Source organism: Candidatus Chlorohelix sp. (genome assembly GCF_037138995.1).
GTDB lineage: Bacteria > Chloroflexota > Chloroflexia > Chloroheliales > Chloroheliaceae > Chlorohelix.
In genome coordinates this window covers 1-17,674 of sequence record NZ_JBAXHI010000039.1, presented here as the reverse complement: position 1 = coordinate 17,674, position 17,674 = coordinate 1, and the positions used below count along the sequence as shown (strand labels likewise).

Here is a 17,674-nt window from a genome sequence, read left to right as displayed (position 1 = left end):
GCCTTAGAATAATATACTATTTAAGCCCCAAATGCCCCGCTTTTGGCTTTGCAATGATTAGAAGTACAAAGCCAATTTTACACTAGCCTGAACTAAAAGGCAATAGATATGTCAAGTTGTTCAGGGCTGTTGCAAGAAAGGAATTGCCCTATAAAACGTTTCTTAAAGGGGCGCATCGGGATGCACTCCCGTTGGGTGGCGGTTTTCGGGGGTGGCAACATCGCGATACTGAGGTCGCTCCCACAGACGAACCGCCCCTACGGGAACGGGTTCGGAGCGTTCGAGCGTTCGTTGATAGGGGCAATTGCGCCGATTCTGCGCTATAATGCTAAAAAACAAGAGGAATGAAATACGATGCCAAAGATAAAGAGAATTGGTGCGCTGGTAGCAAGTTTGTTATTAGTCATGTTGTTTCTTGGAGCATGTGGCGATAGCAATACTGTATCTCCGGTCGCAACCTCGCCTATAGCCCTAACCACTGCTGCTACGAGTATCACAACCAAGCCCGTCACTACTAACACCAAGTCTGCGGTGGCATGGACTCAGGATGGGGTTTGTTATTCGCTATTTGTTCGTAGCTTTTTTGATAGTAATGGGGATGGCAAAGGAGATTTGCATGGTGTTATCGCAAAGCTGGACTATCTGAACGATGGCAAGCCCGATTCTACCAAAAGTCTGTCAGTCAATTGCATCTGGCTATTGCCTGTGACAGAATCTCCTACTTATCATGGCTACGATACCACCGATTATTACAAAATCAACCCGGACTATGGCACAAACGAAGATTTTAAGAAATTGGTGCAGGAAGCGCATAAGCGCGGCATCAATGTTCTAGTAGATATGGTTTTCAATCACACCTCTATTAAGCATCCATGGTTTCAGCAAGCTGCCGCCGACCCCAAATCTCCATACCGTAACTGGTATATATTTAGCGATACCGATCCGGGTTATCCGGGTCCGATGGGCAAAGCATGGCATAAAAACCCACTAGGCGAAGGCTATTATTACGGCGTATTTGATTCAACTTTGCCCGATTTGAACCTAACCAATCCAGATGTTACTAAAGAGCTTTACAAAGTTACGGAATTTTGGATTAAAGAGATGGGCGTGGATGGCTTCCGCATGGATGCGGTCAAGCATTTTATTGAGGATGGGCAGAAGCAAGTAGATACCCCGCAAACTCACCAATGGTTACGCGATTATCGCAAATACTATCTCTCGCTCAAGCCCGATTTTTATACCATCGGTGAGGTTTCCACAGGTTCATCCCTGCTTGGTTACTATCCCGACCAGCTTGAAAACTATTTCGAGTTTTCGCTGGCGTTAAGCTTTGTAAATAGCACCAAGCGTGGGCAAGCCTCTTTTGTAAACCTGATTCAAGATGCCAATAAGAATTGGCTTAACCAACGCTACGGTACTTTTCTTACCAATCACGACCAACCCCGTATTATGGATGCGTTGGGAAATGATATGGCGATGATGAAATTGGCAGCTACCGCGTACCTGACTTCCACAGGCTTGCCCTTTATCTACTATGGCGAGGAAATCGGGATGCTTGGGGTAAAGCCGGATGAGCAAATCCGCACCCCCATGCAATGGAGTGGCGATTCAAAAGGCGGGTTTAGTGCCGCCACACCTTGGGAACCGCTTAACCCGGATGTCGCGAAGGTTAATGTACAGGCGCAGGATAGCGATTCCGCTTCCTTACTTAACCTCTACCGCAAGTTGATTCAAATCCGGCGGGCTACTCCGGCAGTATCGCATGGGGATTATACCCCGCTCAATTCTAATCATTACAAAGTAGCTACCTACTTACGCCACAGCGAAAGTAGCGATGTACTGGTAGTGCTGAACATGAGCAATGAGGCTATTACCGACCTGACACTGAACATTGATAAATCTAGCCTTGCATTCGGTCAGTACAGCCCCACCCTGCTAATGAGTCTGGATGGTACTAGCCCTGCCCTTGCGCCGCTCACCGTTCAAGCGGACGGTGCAGTTAGCGGGTATGCACCCTTGATAAATATTCCCCCAACCAGCGGTTATATCATCAAGCTAAAAATAAATTAACGAGCAAGATTTTGTGTTATTATTCACAATACTGATTATGCGTACTAATTAGTAAAGGATAAAATGCCATTCCACACTATTTTATATATGGTATAAACCTGTTTTCGGATGAATTTCTTCCCGGTTTATACCCAACCAACGAGATTATCTCCGGTCATTCTATTATTAACCTGTGGCAAAAACAGTTACCTTCTTTCATCAAGACTTTGGTTGTGGAACGCCGACAGGAGCAAAATTGGTTTACCAGTGAAATATATAATGAAGCGGGCATTCCGTATCTGAAAATCAGTTTATTGGATTTCGGCATGTATTTTTTGCTGACCTATAACGATGGCGCAGAGTTTTTGATAGAACATTCCGGCGCGAATATTTATGTGACTTCGCGTAAAAACCAATCACTTGAAGATGTGGTTACTTATCTAGTGGGTCCATTATTGGGATTTGTGCTGAGGTTGCGGACTGTAACTTGCTTACATGCCAGTGCAATCGTCATAAATAATAAGGTAATTGCTTTTACTGGAGATTCTGGAACGGGTAAATCAACTACGGCGGCGGCGTTCGCCCGTTTGGGCTATAAAGTTCTTTCGGATAATATGATACCGATAGTAGAACGCGGCTTTAACTTTCTAGCACAGCCCGCTTACCCACATCTCAGGCTTCGTGGAGGGGCGGTACACGCGCTTTTTGGCAGCAGCGATGCTTTGCCGCTGATTGAATCGGCGCAACCGGATTGGGATAAACGCTTTCTTGACCTTAACGATGTCTCCTATAAGTTTCAGCGCAACCCTTTGCCTATCGCAGTAATTTATCAGCTTGATAACAGAAGCGAGAATAATCGCGCCCCCTATATAGAAGAATTGCCATCGGCACAACAAAAAATATGCCTAGAAGTAAACACTTATAAGAATTATATGTTGGATAGCCGTATGAAAGAACTAGAGTATGCCTTGCTAGGCAGGATGCTAAAGCAAATTCAAGTGCGGAATCTAGTTTCTCATACCGACCCTGCGCATCTCTATAAATTATGCGAGGCGGTTTTGCAAGATTATGACGAATTGCTTGTGCCTTTTAGAAAGTAGCTTTACTGCCCATCGAGAAAGACTGGTCGCCCTAGATATTTTCCAGAGATACCGGTCTTTAGAGCGGTATCTCTCCGATTTTTTTTCACTCCAGCTATTTTAGTAAAGAATGCCCTTTTTAGTTTGCCAACGGTAGCATCCCTAATAGCTTGGTTTTTCTGCCTCTTGTCAATCTGTCCATACCGTCTACAAAAATCTGTGGCACACCCGAAATAATGTTTTCTAAAAATCAATTGACTAAGAGGATGCTTTGGGATATATTGAACATTAGAAAGGTACTAAGATTGTACAAATGCTATTTTGGATGAATCTGTTGGGCGATGATGTCGCGCGACCTAGATTGGATTTCTTCCTCATTGACTTTAACTCCTGAACTTAAAAACGTTTCTCAACGCTACGATGTGGTTTTTTTTGATATAGGCTCTACATTAGTATGCGTAAATCCTTCATTCACGAAAATTTACCATCAGGTTTTTCAACGAGCCGGCTATGATTTACCTATCGGCGAAGTGGAAGAAGCGGTTTCTTATAGCTGGGATATTGTCTTCAAACAAGACCCGCATGCTGAGTTTGAACGCAGCCTTGAAGGTAATAGGCTATGGCAACGGGCAGTAGAGCAGCGGGTAATGGATAAACTCAATATACACCCGGATATTCACGAAGAGGTATTCTGGCAAATTATCGAAGCTTTCGAGAATCCCGAAACATACATGCTCTACCCGGACGTAATAGAAACATTACAACGTCTGGAAGAGGCAGGTTATCGGATGGGGGTTATCAGCAATTGGAGTTGGCGCTTGCCGGAATTGTTGGAACACTTGGGTATTACTCGATACTTCAAGTATATAGGCGCATCTGCGCGAGTGGGTTATGCCAAGCCCCGACGGGAAATCTTTGAAGTAGCGTTGCGTAATTTGGATGTAACGCCTGACAAAGCAATACATATTGGAGACAGCTATACAGCGGATGTTCTGGGCGCGTGGTCGGTAGGTATGGCAGCGCTCTGGTTGGAACGGCACGGAAATGCGCTTCGCTTTGCCCCTCCCAATGACCCGGATAATCAGGCGAACAAAATCAAAATTGAAAATTTGGAAAGTATCTGGAAGTATCTGGAACACGGAGTTTCAGTGGTAGCCCCCGGTATTAAAAATAAGCAATCGGGCGCGGAGTAAAAGAATGAGTGTGGACAGAAATAAAAGACAGGGCAATCGCGATAATCCCTCGGCGCGTGTGTATGTGGCGCTAGACATCGAAAGTACGGGGGGTGGCGAAACCGATCAGGGCGAAATAATCGAGGTTGCAGCTATACGCTTTCGTTTGGAGGAAGGCGGCGTGGCGCGAATTTTGGAACGCTGGCAAACGCTGGTGCGTCCTCGCAACCCCATCCCGTACAAAATAACCCACTTGACAGGCATACGCCAAACGGATGTAGAACACGCCCCTACCTTTAATGAAATTCGAGAAAAGTTACAACAATTTCTGGGCAATTTCCCGTTAGTAGGGCATTCCATCGAGAGTGATTTCGCTTTTCTATCACGCCAAGAATTTCGAGTTACAAATATTCCCTTGGATACCTACGAATTGGCTACTCTGATTCTACCGCAAATGGGCAATTACAGCTTGGTAGCGGTTGCCACTGCGCTGGAAATTCAGGCTAACGGTGAAGCGCATCGCGCCCTTGCTGATACTTACATGGCAATGAATGTTTTTGCGGCTTTGCTAGGTAAGTTAGAAGAACTCCCCCGTAAAGTAATAAATGAAGTGAATCGGATTGCCTCAAATTTACAAGAGTGGCACCTACGCCGTCTTTTTGAGGAAGCTTCAGAAATTTTGGCGCGACAGGAACGCAATAGTGGCGGTTTAGGCAGTCTGGGAGCTTTGCTCAAACAACAACTTTCGGAAAAGCAGGGTAGCGACCATGATTTTATCTTTCTGGCTTCACAGGATAAGCCACAATCGCTGCAACCTAACCCGGATTTTAAATTTCCTTACTCAGCATTAAACGAACGAATCGCCAGCGCCAGTTTGCCGATACGCGCTATACTCGATTCAAATCAGCACATGCTACTTGAGATGCCCGGAAATGACCATACACGTGCAATGGGTTTGTTAGCCCCGGCGATAGAGATAGCCGTTCAAAGCGGACAAAGTGTGGTTATCGCCGCCAATAGCGAAACCCAACGAGATCGTATTCTCAACAAAGCGATTCCCGAAATGCAAAAACTTCTTGCAACGCAGGAAACAACAGGTGACAACTCCAACGCATCTAAAGAAAAGCGGCGAAAGCGGAGCGAAGAAAAACCGCTTTTTATCGCCAACACCGTCAAACATCAAAATTCATATCTATGTTTGCGCCGCTGGGAAAATTTCCGCAATATGGAAGGACTAACCGCAGACGAGTTAAAGTTGTTGATTAAAGCTCTTTTGTGGTTGCCAAATACTATAAACGGTGATAGCGCGGAATTACGCATAATGCAGCAGGAAAGGTTATGGTCGCGCATAAATACCCAGAAAGGGCTTTGTCTTGCCTCGCACTGTCAGTATAACCAACGCCACCAGTGCTTTTATTTCAAGGCACGCGATAGGGCGGAAGCCTCGCACATCATCGTAACCGATCAAGCGTTGGTACTTGCCGATGCAGCAGGGCAGGCGGGGACGTTGCCTCATTTTGATTACACCCTTATTGACGATGCCCATCACCTTGAAGATGAAGCTGGTCGTCAATTCGGTTCAGCCATCACCCCCAATACGCTATTCGATTTTCTAGATTGGATATATCGCCCTGTTACTTGGAAAGCCGAAGGAGGCAGTAGCGGTTTCTTATCCACTTTCTCCCGCTACTTTGGTGATGATACCGGCGCAGAAATCAAAGAGCCTATAAATAGCAAACTTTCCGCCGCAATTTCCCATGTCGGGATTTGCCGTAGCTCTACCGACAATTTGCTTCGTGACCTAACCGACTTGGTTAACCAAATCAATCAGGATTCGGGACAAGGAGATGGACGTATCCGCTTAGATGGCAAATTCTATAGCAGCCCTGAATGGGGCGGTATTGCCGGAACGTGGGAAGTGTTCAAACAAGATTGGGAAGAGTTATATTATGATTTGCGAGATTTGCGAGACGAAGCTCATAATTTCAAAGGGGCGCTGCACAATACCGAAGATATGATGCTGAATTTGAATTATTATATCAATCAGGCAGACTATTTTCTCAACCGCCTTTCTCCCGCTTTTGAAGGCTCTGATAACGCGCAGGTGCATTGGTTGTCTTTGCACCCCCGTACCCAATTGGTGGGGATTTTTAGCGCACCGTTACAGGTTGATTCGGGCTTGCAGCATATGCTTTTCAACCATAAAAAAAGTGTAGTGCTGGCTTCCCCAACTATGACCACCGATGGAGATTTCAAGTTCTTACGAAATAGGTTAGGCTTGCATGAAGCAAAAGAACTGAAGCTATATCCTGAGCGCGACTATGCGGCTACCACCTTGCTTTATCTGCCCAACGATATGCCTGAGCCTTCACAACCGGGCTACCAAAAAGCAATAGACCAGCATATTATTGATATGGTAAAAGGGTGTGAGGGGCGCATGCTGGCATTGTTCACCTCCAATAGTTCGTTGCGAATGACCTATAAAGCGGTGCAACGCCCGTTGGAACAACAAAATATTTTGGTATTGGGCATGGGTCTGGACGGCACACGCCGTAGCGTGCTTAATCGTTTCAAAAACACGCCACATGCCCTTCTGCTCAGTACATTGGGACATTGGGATAACCCAGAACTTTTTAAAGATGAAGAAAACAGCCCGTTATCTTTCGCATTACTTGCCATTACAAAGTTGCCCTTCGACCCGCCCAGTGACCCTGTATTTGCTGCTCGTATCGAAAGTAGGCAATATAATGACCCTTTCCTGCAATACAGTTTGCCGCGTACAATTCTGAGGTTCAAACAGGCTTACGAACGGTTATTGGAGGCAATGCCGGAACGTGGCGTGGTAGTGGTTTTGGATAGTCGCTTAACTCGTCGCGCATATGGACCAACCTTCCTGAACTCACTTCCGGCTTTACGTACTAAACATGATACGCTGACGCATCTAACGCCAGAATTGAGAAATTGGCTAGGATTATAATAAGAAACCTATTACATGTTCTTCGAGGTATTAAAGCTAGATGACAGAATTTCAAAAAATCCAAGCTGACATGACCATTAAAACAGTGGTAACGGAGTACCCAGACACAATCAGGGTTTTTGCCAAACACGGGTTGGGCTGCGCTACTTGCCACATTGCAGGGCTGGATACGGTTGAAAAGGGCGCACACGCTCACAAAATAATGCTCGAACCATTGTTGGCGGATTTAAATCTGGCGCTGGAGAACCCAGCAGCTTTTCCCAAAATCGAAGTAGGCGGATTGCTGCCGAGCATACCGGGCAGCGAATTTGAAACTACCGGGCTGATAAAAAATGTGGTAGCAATTGTGAGCGGTAAAGGTGGCGTGGGTAAGTCCTATGTCACCAGTATGCTGGCGGTTGGGCTAAACCGAATGGGCAAAAAAGTGGGCATTCTCGATGCCGATATAACTGGACCAAGCATTCCGCGCACCTTTGGTATTATGGCAAGACCGGCTTTACAGGATAACGGCAAAATTATTCCGGTAGTTAGCTCTCAGGGCATCAAAGTTATGTCAAGCCTTTTCTTCGTAGCAGATGAAGATGAGGCAGTTATCTGGCGTGGCGCATTGATTACCCGCATGATTCGGGATAATTTTTACAATAAGACGCTCTGGGGAGACCTCGATTACTTGTTGGTGGATTTACCCCCCGGCACTAGCGACGCTCCTTTGACCGTAATGCAATCGCTCGATGTAAAGGGCATAATTTTGGTAAGTTCGCCACAATTGCTTGCTACCAGCATTGTTCGCAAAGCCATTCGCATGGCAGATAAAATGCACACCCCAATTTTGGGCGTAGCCGAGAATATGAGTTGGTTTGTAATGCCGGGTAGCGATAAAAAGCTGGAGTTATTCGGAACCTCTCAGGGAGCAGAACTGGCAACTTCGGCAAAGGCACCGCTTTTGGGTCGTTTGCCGCTAGACCCGCAGGCACGTTTGCTGATTGACGAGGGTCGCGTGGAAGATTATCGCTCAACTGAAACAGACGAACTGGTACAAAACTTTCTGAAATATTCCGAACCGCAGATGAAGAAGCGCACCTTGGTAATTAAGGATACTTCAGAACCGTCTAAAAATTGAGAGTAAGTAGACACCACGCAACCCTAATGGTCAATTTATAGCCTAAAAACCCCTTTACAGGGGTATTAAAACCTTCCAATAACATTTCCATAATAATATAAAGCAATTTTGTCACTTCCTGACCTCAAAATTCTTGACAAGTTCAAACCTGTTTGCTAACATAAAAATCAGGCACAGTGAGATGAACATTTCACTTTGTTTGGTTCAGTTTTTGTGAGTTGGATTTTTTATTAATGGCATGAGTCAACCTTATATGCGACTCGCCATTTACAAATCGGAGGTAGAATACAATGGAGTTCTACAGCGTTAAGCATCGCGAAAAAATTAATGTGGCTGACAATGATATAAAAAAACGCAAGTTTAACAGTGGCGAAGGTGAGGGGCGTATTCGTTATGCGGCTGTAGCCGAAGTTACTTACAAAGGAGACAAGGTAAAACTAACCAAGTTTATCAACAAAGCTACCTACGAGGATCTGAAAGTTCCTGAAGTATAAATTAAACTGAACCGAATGGGCTTTGGGCTAAATTCTCAAAGCTCATACTTTTCCAGAAATTGATGGCGGTTTGCCTTGCTACGGGTGTTAAAAGCCAGAGACAGATATTTCATGCCATTGTTTGAGTCGCCTCTTTCCGCCAGCAATTTCCCATAAGTATAGTAAGCCTCTGCCAATTCGGTAAATCTAGAAGATTTTTCGAGCAATTCCAATCCTTGTTCAAAGAAAGCATCAGCCTGTTTCTGGTCTCCGGTTTTCTCATATATCGAACCGGCAGTAATAGATAGTCGTCCTTCTTCATGCATAAAGCGACCATCCGGTATAAGTACGTTAGCCATACTAATTACTTCCAACGCTTTCTGATCATTTCCCGACTTATAGCTCAGACGTGCCATATCGTTAAGCGTCAGCGCCGGCATCGGATCAGGCATGAAATTCGCAATTGAGCCTATCACATGCTGATAAGCTGCCAAAGCTTCCTCAGTTTGTCCTTGGCGCAGATATGCCTTGCTTACTTCATAGAAAGCGCTACGAAGTGCATAGCCCGTAGTCAAACTGCTGATTAAAGCGTGACCTTTTTCCAGAAGGGCAACCGCTTTATTAATTTCGCCACACTCCTCAAGATTTCGGGCTTCCTGCAAATAGTATTGTCTTAAATCTTCCAGCCCATTGATACTAGAGGCTAGTTCAAGGCATTCCTCAAGGAGTTTCTGGACTTTTTCTTTATCGGCAAGAAAATAGTAAACGCGCATAAGCAAGGTCAGGATTCTCAATTTTAATTCAGGCGAACTAACTTTACCTGCATTCCTAGTTTTTTCGAGACAATCCAGCGAAGAATGCCAGTTATTCTGTTGGATAAAAAGTGTCGCTTGGTTAAATAACAAACGTGCAATCCATTCAGTTTCACCTAATTTTTCCCATAGTTCTAGAGATTCCTGAAAACTTTTGCCTGCTGCTACTAACTGGTTATGAGAAAGTAAAAATCGCCCCTCAAGATAAAGCAATTCCGCTTTCTTAGTATCATTTAATTCCTCCATTTTCAAATCATTTATAATATTTGCGTAACTCTCATCACATATTGTAATAGGGTTAGAAAGAATAAAACGTAAGCGAGCGAATTGAAGGTCAACCGTGTCTTTATTATTCACTGGATGATTTATATCAAGGAAATATGAAATCGGAAGTCCAAGACGATTTGCCAGTAAACCCAATGCTTTGATGGAAGGCTGCATTTTACCCAATTCAACAGCAGACACATAACTTTTGGAAAGAATATCTTTACTCAAGTCTTCCTGTGTCATTTGGAGAGAGATACGAGCTTCTTTAATTTTTAGCCCTACTGGCAAGGCATTAATATTGGAGATTTTGTTTTTGTGATTGCTTCTGGGCATATTTACTCTCTTATAGGTTATAATGATGTGTTATATTAGGGGTACTAACGGTTTTGACATTTTAATTGTTTAAGTACAATTATGCCAAAATATCTAATATTAACCGAGTATAAGATTATTATTAATTTGCGTTTCAATATGAACAATAGTAAACCAAAATCTATAATATATCAATTTAATTGGCATTGAAAATAACATACTATAGTAAGGATAAAATTTAGGTAAATCATGGTAAATATTAATAAAAAATTAATAGGTGTATATCATTTAGAAAATATTAAGGATTTCCTAATCAGCATTAACAGTTTAACCCCCTATTTCTCATTAGTAGCCGCTTACACTGCGACTGTGCAAATTCCGGGAGTTAGCGGCGCGGGTACTACTTCAGAATTACGGGAACTGACCGCCACCGCAGATGTAGAGATTCTAGCATTAGGTAAAGCAGTTTGTTTACACGAAGGAGTACCGTCCAATCCATCCGGCGCGCCGGGACCTTCTATCATTACGCATGCCTCCTTTAAGCTAATGCCCGAAATGCCATATCTACCAGTTGATGCTGGTTTAAAGATAATACCGGCGGTAAAATCTATTGTTAAGTTGGAAGGCTCTATACAGGCTAAGACAGTTTCCAGTGGGAGGGCTTTGGAAAGTGAGGCTCAGGCTACAAAGTTATTCTATTCCGGCTGGAAGCTAGGGGCAAAAATCGGCAGCGAGTGTGCTAATAAGGGGCGTTATCTGATTATAGCTGAAACCGTACCCGGAGGAACCACTACCGCGCTAGGTTTATTATTGGCATTGGGAATTAATGCCGAAGATAGGGTGAGTAGTTCGATGCCGGGTAATGCACACCATTTAAAACTTGAAGCAGTAAAAAAAGGATTTCAGGCATTGGGTAAAGAAAAAGGAGCTTTTGCCAATACACCGCTGGCAGGTGTTGCCGCTTTAGGTGATACAATGCAACCGGCAACAGCAGGAATGGCGTTAGGCGCATCTATACATTGCCCGGTTATGCTAGGAGGCGGTACGCAGATGGCGGCGGTAGTGGCATTAGCGGCGGCTCTTGTAAAAAATGGGCAGGTTGAAAGAAATCGAATTAAGCCTGAAAATATCGCGCTGGTTACAACCCGGTGGGTCAGTAACGATTTAACCGCTGATTTAGCCGGATTGGGCGCAGAAATCGAAGCCAAATTAGGAACATTCCCGGTATGCTATATGTCGGCAAACCTTGATTTCAGCCAATCTAAATATCCCGGAATGCGTCAATACGAGCTTGGATTTGTTAAGGAGGGAGTCGGAGCAGGCGCAGCGGCGTTGGCGGCAATGCTGACAAAGAACCTTGAGCCGGATGAATTGCTCCCCTATATTGAGCATTCCTACGAACAGCTTTGCCTCTAATAAAAATCCCCCTTCTGGTTACTATTGAAGGGGGAAAGTAGATTTCTTTACTAATCAGGCTGCGGCAACGTTTCCAGAGCTTTCTCTGCAAAATGACATGCCACTAAATGGTTAGGGCGTTTTTCTACAAAGAGCGGTTCTGTCTTACAAAGCTCCTGTGCCAACGGGCAACGAGTACGGAAGTGACAACCGCTAGGCGGGTTGATGGGACTAGGCACATCGCCTTCAAGAATAATGCGCTTGCGCTTTTCTTCCACCACAGGGTCAGGCACGGGAACTGCCGATAGCAATGCTTTCGTATAGGGGTGCATCGGCTCGCTGTAAAGCTTGTTTCGGTCTGCCAATTCAACCACCTTACCCAAATACATCACCGCAATGCGGTCACTGATATGGCGCACCACCGAAAGGTCGTGGGCGATAAAGAGATAGGTTAAGCCAAATTGGGCTTGCAAGTCTTCCAGCAAGTTTATAACCTGCGCTTGAATTGACACATCCAACGCGGAAATAGGCTCATCCGCCACGATAAAATCGGGCTGAACTGCTAGAGCGCGGGCAACTCCGATGCGTTGCCGCTGCCCTCCGCTAAATTCATGCGGATAGCGATTCACATAGTTCGGGTTCAAGCCTACTATACGCAAAAGCTCGCGCACTCTTTCAAGCTTTTCCTTACCTTTAGCAAGATTGTGAACTTCAAGTGGTTCCCCTACAATACTACCAACGGTCATACGCGGATTGAGAGAAGCATAGGGGTCTTGGAAGATGATTTGCATTTGTTTACGCATCTTACGCAAACTCTCGCCCTTTAGTTCGGTTAGCTCAAGTCCCTTATACTTAACGGAACCGGCAGTAGGGCGATAAAGTTGAAGAATTGCCCGCCCGGTAGTGCTTTTACCACAACCGGATTCTCCTACCAAACCCAGCGTTTCGCCCTTCCTTACGTTAAAAGAAACCCCATCTACGGCTTTGACCGTACCCACGCGACGCTGGAAAATAATACCTTCCGAGATGGGAAAGTGCATTTCCAAATTGGTGACTTCAACCAGATTATCCTCAGCTTTTACCGACCCAGAAGATGCGCCGGATTGTTGCGTTCCTATTGTCATTCCTGCTATTTCTCCAGTGGCAAAATCTCAAAATTATAGCCCCTTTCAGGGGTTCTGTACTATTTATATAAAGGAAATAGCGCCGTTGAGATTGCCTGAATTATTTATGCTTTCACCTTTTCAACCAAGTTAACGGTGGTAGGAGATTCTTTATTTATATCAAACAAGCAAGCGGAATTATGCTCGGCTTCCACTTCGCGCAATTGGGGAGCTTTGCTCTGGCATACCCCGCTATTACTATAGGCACAGCGCGGCTCAAAAGAACAACCGGGTGGCATAGTAATCATATCAGGCGGTAATCCTATAATTGGCACTAAACGTTCGGCACGATGCTCATCCAGTCGGGGGATAGAATTAAGTAACCCGATAGTATAAGGGTGGCGCGGATTCACATAGAGCGGTTTTGCTTTGGCAGTTTCAACGATACGCCCGGCATACATCACCTGAATCCTGTCGCACATACCCGCCACTACACCGAGGTCGTGGGTAATTAACATAATCGAAGTGCCAAGCTCACTGCGAAGTTTCTTCAGCAATTCAAGAATTTGCGCCTGAATGGTTACATCCAGAGCGGTAGTTGGCTCATCCGCAATCAACAATTTTGGGTTGCAACTAATCGCCATCGCAATCATCACCCGTTGGCGCATACCGCCGGAGAACTGATGCGGATAATCGCCTAGGCGTTTATCAGCGGAAGGAATACCTACAAGCTTAAGCAACTCAACGGCGCGGCTTTTTGCTTGGGTATCGGTCATTTTCAAATGAAGCTTCAGGCTCTCCATAATCTGCTTGCCGATTGTAAGCACCGGATTGAGGCTAGTCATCGGGTCTTGGAAAATCATGGCAATCTCCCTGCCGCGTACCCTCCTCATATCATCCTCTTTGAGCTTTAGCAAATCACGCCCCCGAAAAATAAGCTGGCTGGTAGGGTCTATGCGTGAAGGAGGGCTAGGCAACAGGCGCATGATGGCAAGGCTAGTCACCGATTTACCGGAACCGCTCTCACCCACAATACCAAGCGTTTCACCCTCGTTTAAGTAAAAGGATACATCATTGACGGCTTTAACCATGCCATCATCAGTTTTAAAGTTAACCTTCAGGTTTTTAACTTCGAGAAGAGGTTGAGCCATCCAAACTACTCCTGCTTTATTTATTTGTTCTTGGTCTTGGGGTCAAAGGCATCGCGCAAACCATCGCCGATAAAATTCAACGACATACAGGTTAAGGCAATTGCCAGCGCCGGAATTAACAAGATGGTGATAGGGTTGGACTGAAACGCCTTAAAACCTTCATTTACGAGTTGACCCCAACTAGTAGCCGGAGGAGGCACGCTAACCCCAATGAAACCAAAAAAGGCTTCTATCTGGATTGCTTGCGGTACTCCAAAGCTCACCGATACAATTATGGGTCCCAAAGTATTGGGGAATATATGGCGGAACATTATCTTTGAATTCTTTACACCAATAGCGCGAGCAGCTTCTACAAATTCCTTTTCGCGCAAGCTCAACACCTGTCCACGAATAAGGCGTGCCATCGGGGGCCAAAGCCCAATCCCTACTGCTATCAATACCCACATGATACTACTGCCAAAGGCGGACAAGAAAAGCAACCCGGCAAGAATAGAGGGAAATGCGTAAAATATGTTGACTATAAACATTATAAATGTGTCAACTTTCCCACCGAAAAAGCCAGAGATGAGTCCTAGCGGTACACCCAACCCTAAAACCATCGCCTGAACCACTACGCCTACCAGCAACGATACGCGCCCACCATGCAGCATACGCGCCCACAGGTCGCGGTTCTGACCATCAGTGCCAAACCAGAATTTTTCTGAAGCGGGCTGATAATTCTGCTCATACAACTTGGGAGCGCCCGGCGAGCGGTCATATTGCGAAAGAGTGGGGTCGTAACGTTGGAAAACATCTGCGCCAATCACTGGAATAATGATAATGAGCATTATCACCACTCCGGCAATTGCCAACTTGTTCTTTACAAAGCGGCGGCGTGCATCACGCCACAGGCTGGAGGGTTTCGCGCTTTTAGGGGCGCCTAGCGTTTGTGCGGCGATGGCAGCCGCATCGGGTGTGGGTTGTTCCTCAACCTCTGTTTTTACTTCTGCCATCTAGCCCACCTTCCTAGTAGAATATTTAATGCGCGGGTCAATAAACCCATATAGCAAATCTACTACCAGATTTACCACAACTACAATCATTGCATATAGCGCAGTGGTAATCAAAATCATTGAGTAATCGCGAGACTCTATACTGGAAACTAGGTAAAAGCCAATACCCGGAATAGCAAAAACTGTTTCAATTGTTACGCTACCCACCGCTAAACCGCCAAACTCATCTCCTAGCACCGTTACAATTGGAATAAGGGAGTTTTTGAGAGCATGACGAGTAATTATCATGCGACGGCTCAAGCCTTTTGCGCCGGCAGTGCGAATATAATCCTGACCCAACACTTCAAGCATACTAGCGCGAGTAAGGCGGGTTACAATACTAGCGGGGCGAATACCAAGCACAATACCCGGAATCAACAAATCAACAAAGGTCGGGTTTGTGTTGGTTAATTTAGTAGTCCAGCCAAAGGTATTGTTAGACCATAGAATCAGGATTAGGGTTAAGATGCCAAGAACGAAAGAAGGTATGGAGTAGAAAAAAAGAGATACGCCGGTAGCCAAGTAATCTAGCCATTTGTTATGATTCAAAGCAGCGATTATACCAAAAGGGACTCCAACTATAATTACGGTAGAGATGGCAATTACCGCTACCTGAAGGCTATAGCCGATATGCTCTGCAATGATAGTGCTAACAGGGCGACCCATCTGTTGGGACAGGCTTATACCCCAGTCCCCACGAACAAAGTTAAACACATAAATTATGTATTGCTCCCAAATGGGTTTATCTAGACCGTAGGCAGCCAAGATTCTCTGCTGAGCGTCCGGCGATAATTTATCGCTGGTAAAAGGGCTTCCCGGTAGCAAGTGCATAAAGGTAGAGGTAATAAGCGTTACCCCCAAAAAGACCGGGATTATCCAAAGAATGCGGCGAATGAAATATTTTATCATAGGTTTCTTCCGGACAAAGGAATCTCATTTTGCAATCATTTGCAATGATTAGTGTAAGGAGCAAATTTAGCAGTATTCCCTTAAAATTGCAATATAAAGCCTATTTAAGGTAAATATATAAGATTTTATCAGTTTTTTTGCTTCAAAAGCAACTTACTTGAATGCAAGAAGCGCCGACCTTAGTTAGACCGGCGCTTCAAAGTTCGTCAGTAAAAAGTTATGGCTTGATAGTCATATACTTCCACTGATAAGGGTTCTGGGCGTTATAACCGTAGCCCTGAACTTTAGGATTAAGCAAGCGCACTTCAATACCAGTGAAAATCGGTATGTAAGCCGCGTCAGCTTGTAGCAGAGCTTCAGCTTGCTGATAGAAAGCAGCGCGTTCCGCCGGAGTTTTGGCAAGGTCGCCCTTAGATACTAGAGCATCGTACGCATCGCTCTTGTACTGGCTCTGGTTGGTACCAGACTTGGACTGGAACAAGGCGGTGTAGAAGTTCTGAGCATCCGGGTAGTCAGCGCCCCAACTGCCGCGATAAATTCCTTGGAACTCATGATTGGTGTCGCGACGTTCCAAGAATTCCTTGAAAGTTGCAACTGGGTTCAGGTTAATATTAAGACCCAGAGTGGTCTTAAGCTGCTGCTGAACATTCTCCCAGACGGCTTTGTTGGAACTGCTGTCAGCATTGAAAGCAATGCCACCGCTCTTGCCGTTGCCGTAGCCATTGATGGCATCTTCCAAGTCCTTCAGCTTAGCAGGCGTGTCGTATCCAGCATCCTTAAGAGCTTGCTGTGCTTTATCCTTGCTGAGCGCATAGGTATCAAGCTGTTTAGCTCCCGGAATACCGGAAGGTATCAGAATAGTAGAAGGCAGAGCCGACCCCTGCAATGCGCCATCGGTGATTAACTGACGGTCAATTGCGTAGGAGAAAGCTTGGCGCAGTTTCAGATTCTTGGCAAAAACGTTGTCTCCGCTCATATTGAAAGCAATCCAAGTGATGCGAGCCTGTGGGAATTCCTTGTAGGAATCCTTATACTTGGCATCCTTCTTGGTCGCGGGAATATCAGCTACCGGAACGGTTGTGTCATCAAGTTCGCCGTTATCAAACTTCAGTTTGGCAGTGGCATCTTCCTTGATATAGTCAACGGTTACTTTGCTGATTTTCGCTTTGTCGGCTCCGGCATAGTTCGGGTCTGGCGCGAGCGTCATATTGACATCGTGCTTCCACTCGGTAACCGCGAAAGGTCCGTTGGTAACAAGGGTTTTGGTATCGGTTGACCAAGTATTCTTCGGGTCGGCTTTACCGCCAGCAGCTTCCACTGCCTTTTGGTTTACGGGCCAGTATGACCAAAGAGAAGCTTCAGTCAAGAAGTAAGCAGCAGCTTCAGTGAGGGTAACATCAACAGTGTAATCATCCACCTGTTTGATACCCGGAACGGTAGCGGCAGTACGCTTTGCTGCATCTTTCTCTTGGCTAATAGCATCAAAGCCATTAATCAGGGAGAAAATGAAAGAATACTGTGCATCTGCGCCCAACCAAGCTACCCGGTTCCAAGCGTACACGAAGTCCTTGATGGTCAACGGGTCACCGTTGCTCCACTTCAAACCTTTTTTCAGCTTGAAAGTGTAGGTCTTGCCATCCGCCGAAACGGTGGGCAGGGCTTCAGCCGCAGCCGGTACAACATTCAGGTTGTTGTCAAGTTCAATCAAACCCTGAAAAATGTTCTGAGCAATACGAATGCTAACGTTATCAGTAATCAAGCCGGGGTCAAGAGTCTTTGGCTCACTAGCTTGTCTGTCGCGAAAAGTACCGGAAGCCGCAACAG

Annotated in this window: 14 protein-coding genes; 8 read left to right on the top strand and 6 right to left on the bottom strand. The window is 45.5% G+C overall.

All coding sequences use genetic code 11. The features are described 5' to 3' along the window. Nucleotides 1-108 precede the first annotated feature (108 nt). From WCK19_RS14930 to WCK19_RS14900, 7 genes are all read left to right on the top strand, one after another. On the top strand, nt 109-348 hold the full coding sequence (locus WCK19_RS14930) for a hypothetical protein (RefSeq protein WP_342398192.1): 240 nt from the start codon (nt 109-111) through the stop codon (nt 346-348). A gap of 6 nt (nt 349-354) precedes the next feature. Further along, entirely contained in the window at nt 355-2,070 is a 1,716-nt protein-coding gene (locus WCK19_RS14925) for an alpha-amylase family glycosyl hydrolase (RefSeq protein ID WP_342398191.1), read from the top strand. A 212-nt stretch (nt 2,071-2,282) separates the two neighbouring features. After that, the gene (locus WCK19_RS14920) at nt 2,283-3,149 is read left to right on the top strand and encodes a hypothetical protein (protein WP_342398190.1); all 867 of its coding nucleotides are present in this window, start codon (nt 2,283-2,285) and stop codon (nt 3,147-3,149) included. A 320-nt stretch (nt 3,150-3,469) separates the two neighbouring features. Next, nucleotides 3,470-4,321 (top strand): HAD-IA family hydrolase, encoded by an 852-nt coding sequence (locus WCK19_RS14915; RefSeq protein WP_342398189.1) that lies wholly within the window; start codon nt 3,470-3,472, stop codon nt 4,319-4,321. A 4-nt stretch (nt 4,322-4,325) separates the two neighbouring features. Further along, the gene (locus WCK19_RS14910) at nt 4,326-7,277 is read left to right on the top strand and encodes an exonuclease domain-containing protein (RefSeq protein ID WP_342398188.1); all 2,952 of its coding nucleotides are present in this window, start codon (nt 4,326-4,328) and stop codon (nt 7,275-7,277) included. A 40-nt stretch (nt 7,278-7,317) separates the two neighbouring features. Continuing rightward, nucleotides 7,318-8,397: a P-loop NTPase gene (locus WCK19_RS14905; protein WP_342398187.1), complete on the top strand. Its 1,080-nt coding sequence runs from the start codon at nt 7,318-7,320 to the stop codon at nt 8,395-8,397. 290 nt (nt 8,398-8,687) lie between these two features. Further along, nucleotides 8,688-8,891: a hypothetical protein gene (locus tag WCK19_RS14900; protein WP_342398186.1), complete on the top strand. Its 204-nt coding sequence runs from the start codon at nt 8,688-8,690 to the stop codon at nt 8,889-8,891. 35 nt (nt 8,892-8,926) lie between these two features. Here the strand turns inward: WCK19_RS14900 and WCK19_RS14895 are convergent, their stop codons facing one another. After that, nucleotides 8,927-10,282, bottom strand: coding sequence for a helix-turn-helix transcriptional regulator (locus WCK19_RS14895; protein WP_342398185.1), 1,356 nt, complete (start codon nt 10,280-10,282; stop codon nt 8,927-8,929). 228 nt (nt 10,283-10,510) lie between these two features. On the opposite strand from WCK19_RS14895, the gene cobT reads away from it, so the two are divergent. Continuing rightward, complete coding sequence (gene cobT, locus WCK19_RS14890; protein WP_342398184.1) at nt 10,511-11,677, top strand: nicotinate mononucleotide-dependent phosphoribosyltransferase CobT; 1,167 nt, start codon at nt 10,511-10,513, stop codon at nt 11,675-11,677. Nucleotides 11,678-11,727: 50 nt separating this feature from the next. Here cobT and WCK19_RS14885 read toward each other — a convergent pair whose 3' ends face one another. From WCK19_RS14885 to WCK19_RS14865, 5 genes are all read right to left on the bottom strand, one after another. Continuing rightward, the gene (locus WCK19_RS14885; protein WP_342398183.1) at nt 11,728-12,780 is read right to left on the bottom strand and encodes a dipeptide ABC transporter ATP-binding protein; all 1,053 of its coding nucleotides are present in this window, start codon (nt 12,778-12,780) and stop codon (nt 11,728-11,730) included. A gap of 104 nt (nt 12,781-12,884) precedes the next feature. Then, on the bottom strand, nt 12,885-13,910 hold the full coding sequence (locus WCK19_RS14880; RefSeq protein ID WP_342398182.1) for an ABC transporter ATP-binding protein: 1,026 nt from the start codon (nt 13,908-13,910) through the stop codon (nt 12,885-12,887). Between the two features lie 20 nt (nt 13,911-13,930). Then, complete coding sequence (locus WCK19_RS14875) at nt 13,931-14,902, bottom strand: ABC transporter permease (RefSeq protein WP_342398181.1); 972 nt, start codon at nt 14,900-14,902, stop codon at nt 13,931-13,933. Next, nucleotides 14,903-15,850: an ABC transporter permease gene (locus tag WCK19_RS14870; RefSeq protein WP_342398180.1), complete on the bottom strand. Its 948-nt coding sequence runs from the start codon at nt 15,848-15,850 to the stop codon at nt 14,903-14,905. A 217-nt stretch (nt 15,851-16,067) separates the two neighbouring features. Then, nucleotides 16,068-17,674, bottom strand: a 1,607-nt coding sequence (locus WCK19_RS14865; protein ID WP_342398179.1) for a peptide ABC transporter substrate-binding protein, incomplete at its 5' end; no start/stop codon positions are given.

Excerpts from the sequence above, each read along its gene's own strand:
- WCK19_RS14930 (WP_342398192.1), top strand. The coding sequence starts at position 109 with ATGTCAAGTTGTTCAGGGCTGTTGCAAGAAAGGAATTGCCCTATAAAA.
- WCK19_RS14925 (WP_342398191.1), top strand. The coding sequence starts at position 355 with ATGCCAAAGATAAAGAGAATTGGTGCGCTGGTAGCAAGTTTGTTATTA.
- WCK19_RS14915 (WP_342398189.1), top strand. The coding sequence starts at position 3,470 with ATGATGTCGCGCGACCTAGATTGGATTTCTTCCTCATTGACTTTAACT.
- WCK19_RS14910 (WP_342398188.1), top strand. The coding sequence starts at position 4,326 with ATGAGTGTGGACAGAAATAAAAGACAGGGCAATCGCGATAATCCCTCG.
- WCK19_RS14905 (WP_342398187.1), top strand. The coding sequence starts at position 7,318 with ATGACAGAATTTCAAAAAATCCAAGCTGACATGACCATTAAAACAGTG.
- WCK19_RS14900 (WP_342398186.1), top strand. The coding sequence starts at position 8,688 with ATGGAGTTCTACAGCGTTAAGCATCGCGAAAAAATTAATGTGGCTGAC.
- WCK19_RS14895 (WP_342398185.1), bottom strand. The coding sequence starts at position 10,282 with ATGCCCAGAAGCAATCACAAAAACAAAATCTCCAATATTAATGCCTTG.
- cobT (WP_342398184.1), top strand. The coding sequence starts at position 10,511 with ATGGTAAATATTAATAAAAAATTAATAGGTGTATATCATTTAGAAAAT.
- WCK19_RS14885 (WP_342398183.1), bottom strand. The coding sequence starts at position 12,780 with ATGACAATAGGAACGCAACAATCCGGCGCATCTTCTGGGTCGGTAAAA.
- WCK19_RS14880 (WP_342398182.1), bottom strand. The coding sequence starts at position 13,910 with ATGGCTCAACCTCTTCTCGAAGTTAAAAACCTGAAGGTTAACTTTAAA.
- WCK19_RS14875 (WP_342398181.1), bottom strand. The coding sequence starts at position 14,902 with ATGGCAGAAGTAAAAACAGAGGTTGAGGAACAACCCACACCCGATGCG.
- WCK19_RS14870 (WP_342398180.1), bottom strand. The coding sequence starts at position 15,850 with ATGATAAAATATTTCATTCGCCGCATTCTTTGGATAATCCCGGTCTTT.